18 protein-coding genes are annotated in these 17,197 nt (G+C 70.8%); 17 read left to right on the top strand and 1 reads right to left on the bottom strand.

Going from position 1 to position 17,197, the window contains the following annotated elements:
* Positions 1–49 precede the first annotated feature (49 nt).
* From AB0D59_RS07180 to AB0D59_RS07100, 17 genes are all read left to right on the top strand, one after another.
* Positions 50–1,258: a Rieske 2Fe-2S domain-containing protein gene (locus AB0D59_RS07180; protein ID WP_362561849.1), complete on the top strand. Its 1,209-nt coding sequence runs from the start codon at positions 50–52 to the stop codon at positions 1,256–1,258.
* A gap of 115 nt (positions 1,259–1,373) precedes the next feature.
* A complete protein-coding gene (locus AB0D59_RS07175) occupies positions 1,374–2,696 on the top strand; it encodes a deacylase (protein ID WP_362561847.1) in 1,323 nt (440 codons plus the stop codon).
* Entirely contained in the window at positions 2,693–3,652 is a 960-nt protein-coding gene (locus tag AB0D59_RS07170; RefSeq protein WP_362561845.1) for a catechol 1,2-dioxygenase, read from the top strand. The genes AB0D59_RS07175 and AB0D59_RS07170 overlap by 4 nt, the downstream gene beginning before the upstream one ends.
* Positions 3,649–4,518: an alpha/beta fold hydrolase gene (locus AB0D59_RS07165; protein ID WP_362561843.1), complete on the top strand. Its 870-nt coding sequence runs from the start codon at positions 3,649–3,651 to the stop codon at positions 4,516–4,518. The genes AB0D59_RS07170 and AB0D59_RS07165 overlap by 4 nt, the downstream gene beginning before the upstream one ends.
* 43 nt (positions 4,519–4,561) lie before the next feature.
* On the top strand, positions 4,562–5,395 hold the full coding sequence (locus tag AB0D59_RS07160) for an IclR family transcriptional regulator (RefSeq protein ID WP_362561840.1): 834 nt from the start codon (positions 4,562–4,564) through the stop codon (positions 5,393–5,395).
* The gene (locus AB0D59_RS07155) at positions 5,392–5,922 is read left to right on the top strand and encodes a MaoC family dehydratase N-terminal domain-containing protein (RefSeq protein WP_362561837.1); all 531 of its coding nucleotides are present in this window, start codon (positions 5,392–5,394) and stop codon (positions 5,920–5,922) included. Before AB0D59_RS07160 ends, AB0D59_RS07155 begins: the two co-directional genes overlap by 4 nt.
* Positions 5,919–6,311, top strand: coding sequence for an acyl dehydratase (locus tag AB0D59_RS07150; RefSeq protein WP_362561835.1), 393 nt, complete (start codon positions 5,919–5,921; stop codon positions 6,309–6,311). The genes AB0D59_RS07155 and AB0D59_RS07150 overlap by 4 nt, the downstream gene beginning before the upstream one ends.
* Positions 6,312–6,377: 66 nt before the next feature.
* Positions 6,378–7,400 carry an NAD(P)/FAD-dependent oxidoreductase gene (locus AB0D59_RS07145; protein ID WP_362561832.1) on the top strand — a complete coding sequence of 341 codons (1,023 nt, stop codon included), beginning with the start codon at positions 6,378–6,380 and terminating at the stop codon, positions 7,398–7,400.
* Position 7,401: 1 nt separating this feature from the next.
* Entirely contained in the window at positions 7,402–7,734 is a 333-nt protein-coding gene (fdxA, locus tag AB0D59_RS07140) for a ferredoxin (protein WP_362561829.1), read from the top strand.
* Between the two features lie 155 nt (positions 7,735–7,889).
* Entirely contained in the window at positions 7,890–9,224 is a 1,335-nt protein-coding gene (locus AB0D59_RS07135; RefSeq protein WP_362561826.1) for an amidohydrolase family protein, read from the top strand.
* Between the two features lie 13 nt (positions 9,225–9,237).
* Positions 9,238–10,200, top strand: coding sequence for an ABC transporter permease (locus tag AB0D59_RS07130; RefSeq protein WP_362561824.1), 963 nt, complete (start codon positions 9,238–9,240; stop codon positions 10,198–10,200).
* Positions 10,190–11,068, top strand: a complete 879-nt coding sequence (locus AB0D59_RS07125; protein WP_362561822.1) for an ABC transporter permease — start codon at positions 10,190–10,192, stop codon at positions 11,066–11,068. The genes AB0D59_RS07130 and AB0D59_RS07125 overlap by 11 nt, the downstream gene beginning before the upstream one ends.
* A 56-nt stretch (positions 11,069–11,124) precedes the next feature.
* Positions 11,125–12,702 carry an ABC transporter substrate-binding protein gene (locus AB0D59_RS07120; RefSeq protein ID WP_362561819.1) on the top strand — a complete coding sequence of 526 codons (1,578 nt, stop codon included), beginning with the start codon at positions 11,125–11,127 and terminating at the stop codon, positions 12,700–12,702.
* The gene (locus AB0D59_RS07115) at positions 12,699–13,733 is read left to right on the top strand and encodes an ABC transporter ATP-binding protein (RefSeq protein WP_362561816.1); all 1,035 of its coding nucleotides are present in this window, start codon (positions 12,699–12,701) and stop codon (positions 13,731–13,733) included. The genes AB0D59_RS07120 and AB0D59_RS07115 overlap by 4 nt, the downstream gene beginning before the upstream one ends.
* The gene (locus AB0D59_RS07110; protein WP_362561813.1) at positions 13,730–14,722 is read left to right on the top strand and encodes an oligopeptide/dipeptide ABC transporter ATP-binding protein; all 993 of its coding nucleotides are present in this window, start codon (positions 13,730–13,732) and stop codon (positions 14,720–14,722) included. The genes AB0D59_RS07115 and AB0D59_RS07110 overlap by 4 nt, the downstream gene beginning before the upstream one ends.
* Complete coding sequence (locus AB0D59_RS07105) at positions 14,719–15,513, top strand: alpha/beta fold hydrolase (protein ID WP_362561811.1); 795 nt, start codon at positions 14,719–14,721, stop codon at positions 15,511–15,513. The genes AB0D59_RS07110 and AB0D59_RS07105 overlap by 4 nt, the downstream gene beginning before the upstream one ends.
* On the top strand, positions 15,510–16,424 hold the full coding sequence (locus tag AB0D59_RS07100; RefSeq protein WP_362561808.1) for an IclR family transcriptional regulator: 915 nt from the start codon (positions 15,510–15,512) through the stop codon (positions 16,422–16,424). The genes AB0D59_RS07105 and AB0D59_RS07100 overlap by 4 nt, the downstream gene beginning before the upstream one ends.
* On the opposite strand, the gene AB0D59_RS07095 is transcribed toward AB0D59_RS07100, so the two are convergent.
* Complete coding sequence (locus AB0D59_RS07095) at positions 16,378–17,184, bottom strand: alpha/beta hydrolase (protein WP_362561805.1); 807 nt, start codon at positions 17,182–17,184, stop codon at positions 16,378–16,380. The two genes, AB0D59_RS07100 and AB0D59_RS07095, sit on opposite strands and share 47 nt — an antisense overlap.
* Positions 17,185–17,197 lie beyond the last annotated feature (13 nt).

The raw sequence follows: 17,197 nt of genomic DNA, 5'->3' as shown, positions 1-17,197 counted from the left end.
CACCGCATGCTCGCCTCACAGCTCACCCGGCAGCAGGAGGACGCCCACGATGACGGTCGACGACTCTCCCGACACACCGACCCCGGTCCGGAGCCGCCGCAGACCAGCAGGAGAGCCCGGTCGCCAGGACTGGAAGTCGTGGCCGCACTACGACGCCGCGGGCGCCGGCTTCCGCGGCTACTGGTATCCGGTCACCTGGTCCAGCCACATCACCGCCGACCCGCTCCCGTTCACGATCTGCGGCGAGAAGATCACGCTGATCCGGGACGGCGGCACCGCGTACGCGCTGCACAACCGCTGCCCGCACCGCGGTGTGCCGCTGTCCGAGGGCAACCAGCAGTTCCCCGGCACGGTCAGCTGCCCGTACCACGGCTGGACCTTCGACCTGCCCACCGGCAAGCTGGCCGCGGTCATCACCGACGGGCCCGGCTGCCGGCTGACCGGCAAGGTCTCGGTGCGGACGTACCCGGTCGAGGAGCGCCTCGGCATGGTGTGGGTGTACATCCCCCTCGCCGACGAGGAACCGCACCCCATTGACTCGCAGCTGCCCGAGGAACTCGTCTCCAACGGCTTCGTGATGGGCGGCCGGATCGATCCGCGCAGCGGCAACTGGCGCTTCGCCTGCGAGAACGGCTTCGACGAGGGCCACGCCAAGTACCTGCACCGGACGGCACTGTGGCGGCTCTTCAAACCCATGCCCACCTGGAACATCACCCGGATCGTGGCCAAGGGCCGCTGGATCTTCCGGGTCCAGGACGAGGTCTACTGGGAGGCGGACTTCCCCGGTGTCGGCCGCTGGACCAACAAACGCTGGTGGAAGGCCCAGCCGCCGAAGGAGACCTTCAACATCGGCAACACGGGCAAGCCCGACAAGGTCAACCCGACGATCGAGGCCCAGGAGTTCCCCGGCTTCGCGTCCCTGTCGATGCCCGGCGTGCTGCGTATCGCGTATCCGAACTTCATCCACTACGAGTTCTACGTCCCCGTGGACGAGGACAACCACCGCTATGTCGGCGTGATGGTCAACTTCACCGAGGGCTGGGACACCCTGCGCTTCTACGGCAAGTACCTGGGCGCGATCCGCTGGCTGTTCCACGGCCAGTTCTCCGGCCAGGACGCCTGGATGGTCGACATCACCGACGCACCCCCGGAGAAGCTCTACCGCCCCGACATCTCGCTGACCGCCTGGCGGAACCTCAGCGAGGAGGAGTACGGCAAGAAGCTGGCCGCGACGGGTACCGAAGGGAAGGAGGCCTGACCATGGGCCGCACACTGCTCACCCTGCTGATCGGAGCCGGGATCGCGATCGGGCTCCCGCTCGCGAAAAAGCGCTTCGAGCGCACGACGATGACCCAGGTACACAGGATCAACCAGTGACCGCCGCAGGCGAGTTGGCCGGTCTGGACGACAAGCGGGCCGCCTGGGTCGCCGACGCCTGGCGACACGTCACCGCCGACCGGCTGCGTGACCTGATCACCGGGCTCGTCGACATCCCGTCCCCCACCGGCGATGAGGCCCCGCTGGCCACGCACATCGCCGACACCCTCACGGCCGCCGGCTGCCCGGCCCGGGTCCAGCCCCTCGACGACCGCCAGGCCAACGCCTGGGCCCGGCTCTCCGGCGACGGCACCGGCCCCGACCTCATGCTGTACGCCCCGATCGACACCCTGACCGTGGGCGAGGAGAGCGAGGATCTCCCCTGGATCGGGCCGGAACTGCGGGACGACATGCGTCCCCGGGCCACCGTCCACGACGACCTGGTCGTCGGCCTCGGCGCCTCCAATCCGAAGGGCCACGCCGCCTGCGTGATGATGGCGGCCGAGGCGATCGCGCTCGCCGGGATCCCGCTCACCGGCGACCTGGTCGCCGCCTTCGGCGCGGGCGGCATGCCCACCAACGCCCGGCCCGTCGGCACCCGCCGCAACACCGGTCAGGGCGTGGGCTGTTCGTTCCTCCTGGAGCAGGGAGTGTGGACCGACTACGCGCTCATCGCCAAGCCGGGCTGGACGGTGTCCTGGGACGAGGTCGGCCTGGTCTGGTTCGAGGTGACCGTCCACGGCACGCACACCTATGTGGGCTCACGCCACCGCCTCCCCTACGACAACGCCGTCGCGCGCGCCGGTGAGGTCGCCCGGCACCTGGAGGAGTGGTTCGTCGAGTACGCCGACCGGCACACCGCCGGCACGGTCGCGCCGCAGGGCATCGTCTCCTCGATACGCGGCGGCTGGCCCCGGATGGCGGCGGTGACACCGGCCGCGTGCACCCTCATGGTGGACCTGCGCATCGGCCCGGACACGACACCGATGCAGGCCAAGCGGGAGTTCCTCGCCGCCCTGGACAAGGTGCCGGCGGACGTCACCGCCGAGCTGGTCCTGGCGATCCCCGGCACCCGGACCGACCCGGAGAGCTGGATCTGCCGCTCGGCGACCGCCGGCTGGGAGGCCTTCGAGGGACGCGAGCACGAGGTGATCCGGGGCAACAGCGGTGCCACCGACGCCAACATCCTGCGCGGGCGCGGCATCCCGACCGTCCGGGTCGGCATGCCGAAGGTCACGGACGCCCTGTTCGACATCGACTTCGCGCGCGGCATGAACACCGTCTCCGTGCGGGCCATGGAGAAGCTGACGCGCCACCTGATCCGGACCGCCGTCGACACCGTCACCCGGTCCCGCGCCGAGGAAGGAGTGGCACCATGACCGAGATCGTCCTGGGCGTGGGCGCTTCGCACAGCACGCTGATGAACACACACTGGGAGGAGACCTTCCACAAGGACCGGGCCGAGCGGTTCCGCGACGCGCTGTCCGAGGCCCGGGAGGCCCTCGCCGCGGCCCGCCCCGACACGGTGATCCTGATCGGCTCCAATCACTTCCGGGGCTTCTGGCTGGACCTCATCCCCAGCTTCACGATCGGGGTCGGCGAGTGCGTCGCCAGCGGCGAGTCGGGCACCCCGAAGGGCCCGCAGCCGGTGGACGTACCCCTGGCCCGGCACCTCGCCGGCTCCCTGGTGGAGAACGGCCGTTTCGATCCGGCGTTCTCGGCAAGGCTCCAGATCGACCACGGCCAGTCGCACGCGATCCAGTACCTCCTCGAAGGACTCGAGGTGGAGATCGTGCCACTCGTGGTGAACGTCTTCGCCCCGCCCCTGCCCACCCTCACCCGCTGCGAGGAACTGGGCCAGGCGATCCGGGACGCCGTACTGGCCTTCCCCGGCAACCGCCGGGTGGCTGTGGTCGGCTCGGGCGGGCTCTCGCACCGGCTGCCCTGGCCGGACTGGCGGGACCCGCACGGCGACGACGAGGAGTTCATGGTGGGCGCCTGGCTGAACGGCCGGGAGAACTGGCAGGACTACGACGTCCGGCGCCGCGAGATCATCCGCGCCGCCGAGGCCGCGCTCAACCCGGAGTTCGACGAGGAGTTCCTGTCCCTCGTCGCGCGGGGCGAGACCGGGCGGATCACCGCGTACACCACCGAGGAACTGGAGAAGGTCGCCGGCAACGGGGCGCAGGAGCTGCGTACCTGGCTGCTGATGTCGGCCCTGCTCGACCACGTGCCCGGCCGCCGGCTGGCGTACGAACCGATGCCCGAGTGGCTCACCGGGATGGCCGTCGCCGTCCTCGACCCCGCACCCGCGCACACCGAAAGGCAGCCATGAGCATCTGGACCGAACTGTCGGGTATCGACTACCGGCACGCGTACGTCGAGACCGGCGACGTCACCACCCGCGCCCTGCAGGCCGGCCCCGAGGACGGGGAGCACGTGGTGTTCCTGCACGGCACGACCGGTCATCTGGAGGCGTTCGTCCGCAACATCCCGGCGCACGCCGCGGCCGGCTACCGCTGCCACGCGATCGACATGCTCGGCCACGGCTACACCGGCAAGCCGGACCGCCCGGGTGAGATCCCCGCGTACGTGGAGCACCTGATGGCCTACCTCGACGCGGTGGGTGCCGAACGCGCACACCTGGTCGGCGAGTCGCTGGGCGGCTGGGTGTCGTCCTGGGCGGCGAGCGAGCACCCGGACCGGGTCGCCTCCCTCCAGCTGCTGTGCATGGGCGGTACGAAGGTCAACCCGGCGGTGATGGAGCGGCTGAAGACCTCGACGCGCGCGGCGGCCCTGGAGCCGGAGATCTCGTACACCCGGGAGCGGCTGGCGCTGCTGTGGGCCGCATGGGACGAGGACCTGGGCGAGGAGCTGACCCAGGTGCGCTACGAGATCTACCACCACCCCGAGTTCCAGCGGAACCTGCACAACCTGCTGGCCCTGCAGGAGGTCGAGGCCCGGGAGCGCAATCTGCTGCGCCCCGACCGCATGGCGCGGATCAAGGCCCCCACGCTGGTGGTGTGGGGCAACAAGAACCCGCTCGGGGACGTCCCGGAGGCCGAGGCGATCGCCGCCGCGATCCCCGGGGCCCGGCTGGAGATCTTCACGGAGTGCGGTCACTGGCCGCAACATGAGAAGGCCACCCTGTACAACCCGCTGAGTCTCGCGTTTCTCCAAGAGTCGTCATCCGGCCACTGACAGTGAGATTCCTGCCGTAACCGTTGATCGTGAGGTGCCCGCCATGACCGTCGTCCCGATCGCCCGCGCCACGGCCCCCGTTCCCCCGCCTCCCGTGTCCGGTTCGGCTCCGGGTCCGGGTCCGGGTCCGGGTCCGGAGTCGATGAACTCCGTCCTCGGCAAGGTGCGGCCCATCCTGGAAGCCTTCACCGCCGACGACGAGTCGCTCTCCCTCGCCGATCTCGTGCGCCGTACGGGCGTGGCGAAGGCCACCGTGCACCGGCTCTGCCAGGAGCTGGTCGTCTGGGGGCTGCTGGAGCGGTCGGGCTGCGACTACCGGCTCGGGCTGCGGCTGTTCGAGATCGGTCAGCGGGTGCACCGGCAGCGGATCCTGCGCGAGGTGGCGCAGCCGTACATGGAGGACCTCCTGCTGGCCACCCAGGAGACGATCCACTTCGCGATCCACGACGGCCTCGATGTGGTCTATCTGGAGAAGATCCTGCCGCACCGGGGCCTGAGCGAGGAGTCCCGGGTGGCGGGGCGGCTCCCCTTGTACTGCACGGCCACCGGCAAGGCGATCCTGGCCTTCTCCCCCGCCGCCCTGTTCGGCGAGGTGGTCAGGAGCGGACTGAAACCGTTCACCCGCCACACGATCACCTCTCCGGGGCGGCTGCGCGGTCAGGTCGAGCGGATCCGGGAGGAGGGCATCGCGACCGAGGCGGAGGAGGTCAGACTCGGCTACATGAGCATGGCCGTGCCGGTCTTCGGCCGGCAGGACACCCTGGCCGGTGCCCTGTCGATCACCGCCCCGACCTACCGCGTGGACGCCGCCGCGCACGCGAGCGCACTGCGCACCGCGGGTCTGGGCATCGGCCGCTCGCTGCGGTCGGCCCTGTGAGCGCCCTGGACCAGGTGCTGGCGCGGGCCCGGGGTCTCGTCGGCCGGTGGGAGGACGAGGACTGCGGCACGGTGACCGTGAAGGACTTCTGCCGGTACGCGGCCGCGCTGAACGACACCGACTACATCCGCCGGGCCCGCGCAAGGGAGGCGGCGGGCGCGGCGGTCGAGGCGCCCGCCCTCTTCCTCGCGGCCACCATGAGCTGGGAGGACGGGCCGGCCGAGCGGGACCTGCGGCCGGACGGGCTGGCCGCCCGGGAGTCGCCGTGCACCGCGGGCCTGCCGGTGCGCCAGGTGCACGGCGGACAGACCGTACGGCTGGGCCGGGCCCCGGTCGCGGGCAGTCGCGTCACCGCGTCGCGTGCGGTCACCTCCGCCGAGCGCAAACAGGGCCGGTCCGGGGCCTTCGTCCTGCTCGGTCTCGCCACCCGTTTCACCTCGGCGGACGGGACCGAACTGACGGCCGTCGACGAGACGGTCGTCGTCCTGGAGGCGCTGGAGCCCCCCGACTCCCCCGGAGCCGCATGAACACCCCCGTCGCCGGTGACGTCTGCCCGCCGCAGCGGTACACGCACAGCAGCGTCCAGCTGTTCCGCTTCAGCGCGGTGTCCTGGAACGCGCACCGCATCCACTACGACGCCCGGTTCGCGGCCTCGGAGGGTTTCCCGGACGTGGTCGTACAGTCCACCCTGCACGGCGAGACACTCAGCCGGTACGCGCTGGCGTGGGCCGGGCCCGCCGCCCGTCTGGAGACGGTGAGCTGGCGCAACCGTACGACCGCCGTGGCCGGCGAACCGCTCACCTGGACCGCGACCGTGGGGGCCGTGGAGGGCGCGCGCGTGTCCCTGGACGTGGCCGTCCGCAAGGCCGACGGCACCGCGTGCGTGACGGGAACCGTCGAACTCGCCCTCGGCTGACCGCCGTCCCGTCAGCCGGACCGGTTCCGTTGGGCGTGGAGCGGCCCGTTCCTACGCTCCTGAACCATGAGCGTTCCTACAGTTGAGCCGGTCGCACCGGACGAGTCGTCGGTGATCGAGACCGACATCCTGATCATCGGCGCCGGCCCCGCGGGGCTCTACGGCGCCTACTACGCGGGCTTCCGGGGACTGCGCGTCGCGGTGATGGACGTACTGCCCCGGTGCGGTGGCCAGATCAGCGCGATGTACCCGGAGAAGCCCATCTTCGACATCGCCGGATTCCCGTCGGTGCGCGGCCGCGACCTGGTCGACAACCTGGTCGCCCAGGCGGCGCCGTACGGCGTCCGCTACCTCCTCGGACAGCGGGCCGTCGAACTGTCCCACGGGCCCGACTGCCACCCCGTCGTCCGCACCGACCGGGGAACCGCCGTACGGGCGGGGGCCGTGGTGATCACCGGCGGGGTGGGGACGTTCACCCCCAGGCCGCTCCCGGCGGGCGAGGACTACCTCGGCCGCGGGCAGGTGTACTTCGTCCCGGACCCGGCCGCGCACACCGACCACGACGTGGTCGTCGTCGGCGGCGGCGACAGCGCCTTCGACTGGGCGGCGCTGCTCGCCCCGATCGCCAGGTCCGTCACCCTCGTCCACCGCAGCGCACGCTTCCGGGCACACGCGGCGAGCGTGGCGAAGGTACGCGCCCTCGGCATCGAGATCATCACCGACTCCGAGGTGAGCGCGCTGCACGGCACGTCGGGCGTCGAGCGGGTCGAGGTCCGGCACCGCGTCGAGAAGACCACCCGGCTGCTGCCCGCCCGCACCGTCGTCGCCGCGCTCGGATTCATCGCCGACCTCGGCCCGCTGCAGACCTGGGGGCTCGAACTCCAGGCCCGGCGGATCGCCGTCGACACCCGGATGGCCACCAACCTGCCCCGGGTGTTCGCCGCCGGCGACATCACCGACTACCCGGGCAAGGTGCGGCTGATCTCCGTCGGTTTCGGCGAGGTCGCCACCGCCGTGAACAACGCGGCCACCGTCATCGATCCGGAGGCGGCACTGTTCCCCGGACATTCCACGGAGAAGGAGAACTGACATGGCCTACGTCATCGGATCGGCCTGCGTCGACATCATGGACCGGTCATGCATGGAGGAGTGCCCGGTCGACTGCATCTATGAGGGCGAGCGCAAGCTCTACATCAACCCGGTGGAGTGCATCGACTGCGGCGCCTGCGAGACGGCCTGCCCCGAGCAGGCGATCACCGTCGACCGGCTGGCCGACCCGGAGTTCCGCGCCGACAACCGCCGCTTCTTCGAGCAGCCGCTGTCCGGCCGTACGACTCCGCTCGGCACGCCGGGCGGAGCGAGCGGGCTGGGACCGGTGGGTGCCGACACCGCCTTCGTGAACTCCCTCGCAGACCGTGCCTGACGGACGGGGTGGCGCAAATCTGCGTCTCCATGGGTGGCGCAATCCTGCGCCTCCCGAGGGAATTCCAAGCGAAAGCTGCACCGCAACACGGGCATACCATCGCCCACCCACACTCCTCCTTACCAGTTCCCACGGAGAGGAGTGAACACAGCCTCATGACGGAGCGAACGGTCCTGTCGGGAGTGACGTTGATCGACGGCACGGGGAGTGCCCCGCGGGCGAATGCGACCGTGGTGATCGACGGCGCCGTGATCGCCGAGGTGGGCCCCGCGGACACGGTGGCGCCGACCCCTCGGGACACGGTGTACGACCTGCGGGGGACGACCCTGCTGCCCGGCCTCATCGACTGTCATGTGCATCTGCGGTCCAACGCGGGCACCCGGCCGCACGACGTGCACCTGTGGAACATGCTGACCTCGACGGAGGAACAGACCCTCCATGCCGCGGCCAACGCCCGCGAGGCGCTGCGGTCCGGTTTCACCACGGTCCGTGACACCGCCGGCTCGCTGCCCGAGGTGGCGGTCAAGCACGTGATGGACGAGTACGTCCTCGACGGGGCACGGGTCGTCGCCTCGGGCCTCGTGGGCATGACCGCGGGGCACGGCGACATGTTCTGTCCGGCGACGCTCGACGAGAAGCGGATGTGGCCGCCGGCGGACGGCGCCGACGAGTGCCGCAAGCGGGTGCGGCAGTACGCCCGGATGGGCGTGGACCTGATCAAGATCTGCACGAGCGGCGGCACGCTCTCCCTCGGCGACAAGACCGAGTGGCGCAACTACACGGACGCCGAGATCGACGCCATCGTCGACGAGGCACACGCCCTGGACCTGCGGGTGGCGGCCCACGCGCACACCCGGGCCGGGATCACGGCGGCGCTGAGCGCCGGGGTCGACACGCTGGAGCACGGCTCCGACCTGGACGACGACCTCATCGAGCTGATGCTCGAACAGGGCACCTTCCTGTGCCCGACCCTCTCGATCAGCGAGTTCATGATCGAACACGGGCCCCGACGCGGCCTGGCCGCCGAGCAGTTGGACAAGGCGGAGCGGCTCCGCGAGCGCCGGCTGGCGTCCGTGCGCGGCGCTTACCGGGCCGGCGTACGGATCATCTCGGGCAGCGACTCCTCCAACACGATGCGCTTCGGGAACCACGCGCGCGAACTGGAGCTGCTGCACGAGCAGATCGGCATGACGCCGGCGGAGGTCCTGGTCGCGGCGACCTCGGCGGCCGCGGACGCCCTCGGCCTCGGTGCCAGGACGGGGACGGTCGCCCCGGGGATGTGGGCGGACCTGCTGCTGGTGGACGGCGATCCGCTCGCCGATCTGAGCGTGCTCGCCGACCGGCGGCGGCTGCGCGCGGTGTTCCGCGAGGGCCGGGCGGTCGACCCAGGCGCGGCCGGGTCCGTCCCCGCCGCCCTGGCCGCGCGCCGCCGTCCCTCCGATCCGGCCCGTCCGACGCCCCGGGCGTCGGCGCCGGCCGCCGCGATATAAGGGGAGAGACCCAGTGCTGCGTTATCTGTCGATCCGTGTGGTCCGCTCGCTCGCGGTGGTCCTCTGCCTCAGCGCCATCGTGTTCGCCCTGGCGCATCTGGTGCCCGGTGATCCGGCGGCCCTGATCGCCGGCGAGAACTCGACTCCCCAGCTGCGTGCCGAGATCACCCGGCAACTGGGACTCGACCAGCCTGTGTGGTCGCAGTACCTCAGCTGGATCGGGCACGCCGTCCGGGGCGACCTGGGCTCGTCCCTGCTGGACGGGCAGAGCGTCGCCGCACAGGTCGCCGCGCGCCTCCCGGTGAGCCTGGAACTCGCCGTCTACGCCGCGGTGATCGCGGTCCTGTGGGGCATTCCGGCGGGGATCTGGTCGGCCATGTACCAAGGGCGCGCCAGGGACCGGATGGTCAACAGCGCTGCCTTCATGGGGCTCGCCGTCCCGCCGTTCGTGGTCGGCACGGTCATGGTCCTCCTTGTCAGCACCCTGGCACCGGCCTGGCCCCTGTTCTCGTTCGTGCCGTTCTCCCAGGACCCGCTGCTCAACCTCCAGGTGCTGCTGCTCCCCGCGGTGGCGCTGGGCATCCCGTTCGGTGCGACGCTCTGCCGCTACATGCGGGCCGCCGTCCTCGACGTCGAGGGCCAGGACTTCATGCGGACGGCGGCGGCGAAGGGCGCGGGGCGACGGCGGCTGATGCTGCGGCACGCGCTGCGCAACGCGCTGGTGCCGGTGGTCACCGCCGGCGGGCTCCAGCTCGGGGTGCTGGTCGGCGGCACCGTCATCGTCGAGCAGGTCTTCGCCCTCCCCGGACTCGGCTCACTGATCGTCAACTCCATCACCCAGCACGACTTCACGGTCATCCAGGGCGCGATCCTCGCCCTGGGCGCCTCCTACGTGCTGATCAACCTGGTGACCGACCTGGTCTACCCGCTCATCGACCCTCGCATCCGGACGACTGGAGCTCGCCGTGACGGTTGAATCCACCGCGCCCGCCGTCACCGTGCCCGCGACGCGCCCGCACAGGCTGCGCCTCGGCTGGAACCCGACGCTGACCACGGGTGTCTGCATCCTCGGCGCGATCGTGGTACTGGCCCTGCTCATCGCCGGTTTCGGCCCCTACTCGGCGGAGGACGTCAGCGACTCGCTGCTCACCGGTCCGTCGGCGAGCCACTGGCTGGGCACCGACAACCTCGGCCGGGACCTGTTCACCAGGACCTTCGTCGCGGCCCGGCAGTCACTGCTGGTGGCCTTCGGGGCGACCACACTCGCCGCCCTGATCGGCGTGCCGATCGGTCTCGTCGCCGGCTACAACGCCCGGCGGCTGGACGCGGTGCTGATGGCGGCGATGGACACCGCGATGTCCATCCCCTCGGTGCTGCTCGCGCTCGTGCTGGTGTCGGTCTTCACCCCGGGCATGTGGGTCCTCGTCATCGGCATGGGTCTGATCTTCGTGCCGTACTTCGCCCGGATCGTGCGCGCTCCGGCACTCACCGTGCGCGAGCGCGACTTCGTCTCGGCGGCCCGCATCGCCGGGGTCCGCACCCCGGTGATCATCGGCCGCCATGTGCTGCCGAACGTGCTGTCCTCCGCGCTCGTCCAGTACGCGAACACGGCGGCGACCTGCGTCCTGGTCGAGGCGTCCCTGAGCTATCTGGGCCTCGGCATCCAGCCGCCGACACCGAGCTGGGGCCGGATGATCTTCGAAGGGCAGCGCTACATGAGGGACGACCCGCTGCTGGTGATCGTCCCCGGCATCACGCTGGCCGTCGCCACCGCCGCCTTCGGCCTGATCTCCGACGGCCTGCAGGAGCAGCTGAACCCGCGCGGCAAGCGCCGTACGACCTGATCGGACGCCGGTCCACGTCATTTCACCCTCACGTTCTTGAGAGACAGGCGGTCACCATGACGAACCATGTACACACGCGCAGAACCGCGCTGGCGCTCGGCGGGAGCACGCTGGCCGGCCTGCTGCTCGCGGGCTGCGGCGGCACGGCGACGGCCGGCAAGGTCTCGGGCAAGCCGGTCAGCGGCGGATCCCTCATCGTGGGCCTCGACGGGGAGCCCACCGTCGGGTTCGACCCGCATGTGGCCCAGGCGTACTTCGACCAGCAGATCGTCGCGCAGTTCTACGAGGGCCTGCTGAGCCTGGACAGCAAGGGCAAGGTGCAGCCCGGCCTGGCCAAGAGCTACCAGCAGGTGAATCCCACGACCTACCGTTTCACGCTCCGCGACGGGGTGACCTTCCACGACGGCAGCAAGCTCACCACCGATGACGTCATCTTCAGCCTGAAGCGGCTGATGGATCCCGCGATCAAGTCGCCGTACACCCAGCAGTACAAGATCAAGACGGTGACCGCCGTGGACAGCGGCACGGTGGAGGTGAAGCTCAGCACCCCCCAGCCGTCGCTGTACAACTTCCTGGCCCGCCCGTGGAGCGGCGCCATTATGAGCCGGAAGTGGACGACGTCCCGCACCGGCAACCAGCTCAAGCAGTCGGAGAACGGCACCGGCCCCTTCGCCCTGAAGAAGTGGACGAAGGGCGTCTCCATCCAGCTCTCCGGTTACCGCGACTACTGGGAGAAGCCGAAGCCGTACCTCGACGCGGTCACCTACCGGCTCATACCCGACGAGACCTCACGCGTGGCCTCGCTGCGCTCGAACTCGGTACAGCTGCTGTCCTTCCGCGACCTGCGCATGGTCGAGGACGTCAAGAGCACGAACGGCGTCACCGAGGCCAACGGGCCCCTCGTCTCCAGCATCTGGCTCAACATGAACACCCTGAGCGGGCCGCTCGCCGACAAGCGGGTGCGGCAGGCGTTCAACCTCGCCATCGACCGCGACACCCTGATCAAGACCCTGGGCAGCGGCTCCGCCACCTTCGGCTACGTCATCCCGCCACAGGACCCGTACGGCACCACTCCCACCGCCTCCGACCCGATGTACCGGCAGAACCAGGCCAAGGCCAAGGACCTGCTCAGGCAGGCGGGCCAGAGCAAGGTCAGCATCGAACTGCTCGCCCCCAGCGATCCGGCCTACGGCCCCGACATCTCCGCCATGGAGCTGATGAAGGCCCAGCTGGCCAAGGTCGGCATCACCCTCGACCTCAAGCTCGTGCCCTTCGCGAGCATCGTGCCGCACGTGCTGGCCGGCGACTACAGCGACATGGTGATGATGACCAGCGTGCTCAACGCCGACCCGAGCCAGTACCTCGACCTGTGGTTCGCCAAGGGCAGCCCGGGGACCAAGGTCAAGGACCAGCACCTGTGGGACCTGATGGCCGCCGCGAAGGCCGAGGAGAACAACGCCAAGCGGGTGACGCTCTACCACCAGCTCGCCCAGTACATCGCCGACGAGGCCTACCTGCTGGTGCCCTACGCCAAGGCGGTGCGGGGTGAGGCGTGGAGCGACCGGCTGCACGGCTACCGGCCGGATGCCACGGCGACCCGCCTCAACCTGAAGAACGCGTGGCTGGTGCCGTGAAAGCCGACACACTGACTCCCCCTCGGGCCGGTACCGAGGCGGACGGCACGGGTCCGGTCCTCGATGTCTCGGGACTGCACATCGGGTTCGGCGGCTCGGACGTCGTCTCCGGTGTGGATCTCCGCGTCGAACAGGGCGAAGTGGTCGGCCTGATCGGCGAGAGCGGCTGCGGCAAGTCCAGCGTCGCGCTCGCGGCCATGGGGCTGCTGGGGCCCGGCGCCTCCGTCCGGGCCGACCGGCTGGTGGCCTGCGGCACGGATCTGCTGGGCAGCGGCCCCGCCGAACTGGAGCGCCTGCGCGGCGACCGGGTGGCGATGGTCTTCCAGGAGCCCATGACCTCCCTCAACCCGTGCATGCGGGTCGGCGCGCAGGTCGCCGAGGTGCTGCGGATCCACGGCAAGGCGGGCCGGCAGGAGGCCCGGGAGCGGGCGGTGGAACTGCTGCGCCTCGTGGAGATCCCCTCGCCCGAGCGCCGGGCCCGGCAGTTCCCGCACGAACTGTCCGGCGGCATGCGGCAGCGCGTCGTCATCGCCATCGCGATGGCGGGAAACCCGCGGCTGCTGCTGGCCGACGAACCGACGACCGCGCTGGACGTCACCGTGCAGGCCGAGATCCTGCGCCTGCTGCGCTCGCTCCAGGAGGAGCACGGCATGGGGATGCTGCTCATCTCGCACGACCTCGGTGTCATCACCGCCATGTGCAGCCGGGTGCAGGTGATGTACGCCGGTCAGGCGGTCGAGTCCGGCACCGTCGACCAGGTCCTGAACGCACCCCGGCACCCCTACACGCGTGCGCTGCTCGCGGCGGTACCGCGGATGCGGGACGGCGACCGTACCCCGCTGACCGCGATCCGCGGCCAGCTCACCGACGACGCCCGTCGGTTGCCGGGGTGCCGCTTCGCGCCGCGCTGCCCCAGTGCCGCCGACGCCTGCACCGCCCCGCAGCCGCTGCGGCCCGTCGGTGACGGACGGGTGTCGCGCTGCTGGCGCGACGCCGAGGACGCCCCGGCCGCAGCCGGAGGAGAGAAATGAGTGACACTCAACTGGATGGGACCGTGAGCGAACCGCTGCTCGAACTCTCCGGCATCGGGCACGAGTTCGGACGCCGACCGGGCCACTCGGGCATCAGGGCGGTGGACGACGTCTCGCTCACCCTGAACCCCGGCGAGACGGTCGGCCTGGTCGGCGAGTCGGGATGCGGCAAGAGCACACTGGGCCGGATCGCGACCCGGTTGTACCGGCCCACTCGCGGCGCGGTGCGCTTCGAGGGCAGGGACATGACGCACCAGCCGAAGAGTGCCGACCTGAAGGCCTTCCGGCGTGCGGTGCAGATGGTCTTCCAGGATCCCAACGGCTCGCTCAACCCGCGGCTGCCGGTCGGCTCCAGCATCGAGGAACCGCTGCGTGCCCGGGGCGTGTCGCGCGCCGACCGGCGTACCCGCTTGTCGCAGGTGCTGGAGGAGGTCGGCCTCGACGCGACGGCGGCCGCCCGCTACCCGCACGAGTTCTCCGGCGGCCAGCGCCAACGGCTCGCGCTGGCCCGTGCGTTGGCCCCGCAGCCGTCCGTCATCGTCCTGGACGAGCCGACGTCGGCGCTCGACGTCTCCATCCAGGCGCAGATCCTCAACCTCCTTCAGGAGATCCAGCAGCGCGACCGCATCGCCTACTTGTTCATATCGCACAACCTCGGTGTGGTCCGCCACCTCAGCGAACGGGTCGCCGTGATGTACCTCGGGTCGATCGTCGAGATCGCCCCGTCACAGCAGCTGTTCGAGGCTCCGCAGCACCCGTACTCCATGGCACTGCTCTCGTCCGTCCTGGAGCCGGGCGCCGACACCGAGCCGGGCGAACGGATCGTCCTCAAGGGCGAACTGCCCTCGCCGGCGGACGTGCCGACCGGTTGTCCCTTCTCCTCTCGCTGCTGGCTGGCGGACGACCACTGCCGCAGCGAACGCCCCGCACTCACCGAGCAGGCGCCGGGCCATCTGACGGCCTGCCACAAACCAGGGAGTCGCTCATGACGGACACGCTGCGCCGCGGCTACGTATCCAGCCGTTTCGGTCAGCTGCACTATGTCGAATGCGGTACGGGCGAGCCCGTGCTGATGCTCCATCAGACGCCCCGGTCCTGGACCGAGTACCTGGAGGTACTGCCACGGGTCGGGGCCGTGCACCGGGCCATCGCCATGGACACCCTGGGCTTCGGCGCGTCCGCGAAACCCGACGGACCCCACACGATCGAGCGGTGGGCCGACGCGGCCGACGAGTTGATCGAGGAACTGGGCCTGGAGCGCTTCCATCTCGTGGGCCACCACACCGGTGGGGTGATCGCGGTGGAGCTCGCCGCGCGCCACCAGAAGCGGGTCGCGAGTCTGGTGCTGTCCGCGACGCCCTTCATCGACGAGGAGAAACGACGTACGGCGGACCAGCGAAAGCCCGTCGACCACGTCGTCCCGAAGCCCGACGGCTCGCATCTGCTGGAGTTGTGGAACCACCGCCGCGGGTTCTACCAGGACGGCGAGGAGGCCGCCCTCAACCGGTTCATGATCGACGCGTTGACCGTGCTGGACCGGGTGGAGGAGGGACACGTGGCGGTACGGGGCTCGATGATGGACCAGCGCCTGCCCCTCGTCACCGCCCGTACCCTCGCCGTCTGCGCCTCCGGCGACCACTACTCGATGCCGGGGCTGGAGAGGTTCGCGGAGGCGATCGGCTGCGAGACACGGGTCATTCCCGGGGGGCATGTCCCGCTGCCGGAGCAGCTCCCCGGGGAGTTCTCCCGGCACATCCTCGAATGGGTGGCGGCGGGATGACCACGGCCGGCGGGACCCGGAAGACCGGCGGGATCCGAGAGACCGGCGGGACCCGGAAGACCGGCGGGACCCGGAAGACCGGCGGGACCCGAGAGACCGGCGGGACCCGGGAGACCGGTGAGCGGCAGGAGGTCGGCGAGCGGCAGGAGACCGGCGAGCGGCCCAACTCTGTGCTCGGCAAGGTGAGTCTCATCCTGTCCGCCTTCGGGGACGACGACTTCTCGCTCGGCCTGGCCGAGCTGACGTCCCGTACCGGCATCGCCAAGGCCACCGTCCACCGGCTCTGCCAGGAACTCGTCGCCACCGACTTCCTGGACCGAGACGGCTGCGCCTACCGCCTGGGCGTGCGGCTTTACACGATGGGCCTGCGCTCACCCCACCAGCGCACCCTGCGCGAGGCGGCCAGGCCCGTCATCGAGAACCTCGCCCAGAGCCTCGACAACGCCGTCATCCTGGCGATACCGCACGAGTCCGAGCTGCTGTGCGTCGAGAACCTCGGCACCCACCGCAACCGGGCGCGCTCCACCGCCGGCGGCCGGCGCATGCAGTTGCACAGCACCGCCGCGGGCAAGCTCACCCTCGCCCTGCTCCCCGAGCGGTACCCGCTCGCGCGGATCCTCCCTCGAACGGTCCGCTGCACCCCGCACACGCTCGGCCCGGCCCAACTAGCCGCCGAACTCAGGCGTATCCGGGAGCAGGGCCACGCCGTCGAGGTCGAGGAGAAACGCCTCGGCTACCTCGCGGTCGCGGTGCCCGTACGCGGCACCGGCGACGCCTACCTGGGCGCGTTGTCGGTCATCGCCCCTACGGCGGGCAGCAGGATCTCCCGGCTGCTCCCGGCCCTGACCCGGGCGTCGAGCATCATCACGGCGCGACTCGCTCGGTACGAGTCCCTCCTCGTCCCGCTGTGAGGGCGGGCACCGCACCGCCTTCGACCAGGGCCGCCACGAAACCCGCGGGATTGTCGCGCATCATGTGGTGGCCCGCGTCGGGGACCTCGACGACCGGGATGCCCGCCTCCCGGACGGCGCGTTCGTCCTCGTACGGGCGGCTGCGGGTGCCCAGCAGCATGACCCGGGGCTGCGGAAGGCCGAAGAAGATCTCCGCCGTCCCCGGAGTGGTGCCACGCACCAGGCTCAACGCGCTGCGGTGCAGGATCGCGGGATCCGCCGCTCGTACCCGTGCCGCGTAGTCGGGCTCCAGCCCCGCCAGTACGGTACGGAATCCATGGCTGACGAAGTCCTCCTCCCGATGGGCTGCGATGGCCGCGCTGTACAGCCCGCCGCCCGCGCGCAGGTTGGGCTCGGCCACGACGACCCGTGAGGCCAGCTCCGGGCGGGCCGCGGCGAGGACGATCGCGATGCTCCCGCCCATCGAGTGCCCGATGAGGACGGCGTCCTTGATCCCACAGTGGTCCAGGACGGCGGCGACCGCCTCGGCATGTGCCTCCAGCGTGCCGGGGAACGTCTTGGGGCGGTCGCTGAATCCGTGCCCGAGGAGGTCGACGACCACCGCCCGTCGGCCGCGGAGGTCGGGATGGGTGACGGTCCCGGTGAAATCGGCGGAACCGGCGCACCCCAGCCCGTGGATGTACACCTGCGCGGGGCCCTCGCCCGGGATGTCGATCCAGCGCATGTGACCGCCGGCCGTGGGGATGTACGTGGATCGCATCAGTGCTCCTCAG

The organism is Streptomyces sp. NPDC048417, assembly GCF_040651615.1.
GTDB lineage: Bacteria > Actinomycetota > Actinomycetes > Streptomycetales > Streptomycetaceae > Streptomyces.
Note: the sequence above shows the minus strand (reverse complement) of the source record. Positions and strands in the feature narration are given on the sequence as shown.

What these genes read in the sequence shown, in the direction of transcription:
- AB0D59_RS07180 (WP_362561849.1), top strand. Translation starts at nt 50, where the DNA reads ATGACGGTCGACGACTCTCCCGACACACCGACCCCGGTCCGGAGCCGC.
- AB0D59_RS07170 (WP_362561845.1), top strand. Translation starts at nt 2,693, where the DNA reads ATGACCGAGATCGTCCTGGGCGTGGGCGCTTCGCACAGCACGCTGATG.
- AB0D59_RS07165 (WP_362561843.1), top strand. Translation starts at nt 3,649, where the DNA reads ATGAGCATCTGGACCGAACTGTCGGGTATCGACTACCGGCACGCGTAC.
- AB0D59_RS07160 (WP_362561840.1), top strand. Translation starts at nt 4,562, where the DNA reads ATGACCGTCGTCCCGATCGCCCGCGCCACGGCCCCCGTTCCCCCGCCT.
- AB0D59_RS07150 (WP_362561835.1), top strand. Translation starts at nt 5,919, where the DNA reads ATGAACACCCCCGTCGCCGGTGACGTCTGCCCGCCGCAGCGGTACACG.
- AB0D59_RS07145 (WP_362561832.1), top strand. Translation starts at nt 6,378, where the DNA reads ATGAGCGTTCCTACAGTTGAGCCGGTCGCACCGGACGAGTCGTCGGTG.
- fdxA (WP_362561829.1), top strand. Translation starts at nt 7,402, where the DNA reads ATGGCCTACGTCATCGGATCGGCCTGCGTCGACATCATGGACCGGTCA.
- AB0D59_RS07135 (WP_362561826.1), top strand. Translation starts at nt 7,890, where the DNA reads ATGACGGAGCGAACGGTCCTGTCGGGAGTGACGTTGATCGACGGCACG.
- AB0D59_RS07120 (WP_362561819.1), top strand. Translation starts at nt 11,125, where the DNA reads ATGACGAACCATGTACACACGCGCAGAACCGCGCTGGCGCTCGGCGGG.
- AB0D59_RS07110 (WP_362561813.1), top strand. Translation starts at nt 13,730, where the DNA reads ATGAGTGACACTCAACTGGATGGGACCGTGAGCGAACCGCTGCTCGAA.
- AB0D59_RS07105 (WP_362561811.1), top strand. Translation starts at nt 14,719, where the DNA reads ATGACGGACACGCTGCGCCGCGGCTACGTATCCAGCCGTTTCGGTCAG.
- AB0D59_RS07100 (WP_362561808.1), top strand. Translation starts at nt 15,510, where the DNA reads ATGACCACGGCCGGCGGGACCCGGAAGACCGGCGGGATCCGAGAGACC.
- AB0D59_RS07095 (WP_362561805.1), bottom strand. Translation starts at nt 17,184, where the DNA reads ATGCGATCCACGTACATCCCCACGGCCGGCGGTCACATGCGCTGGATC.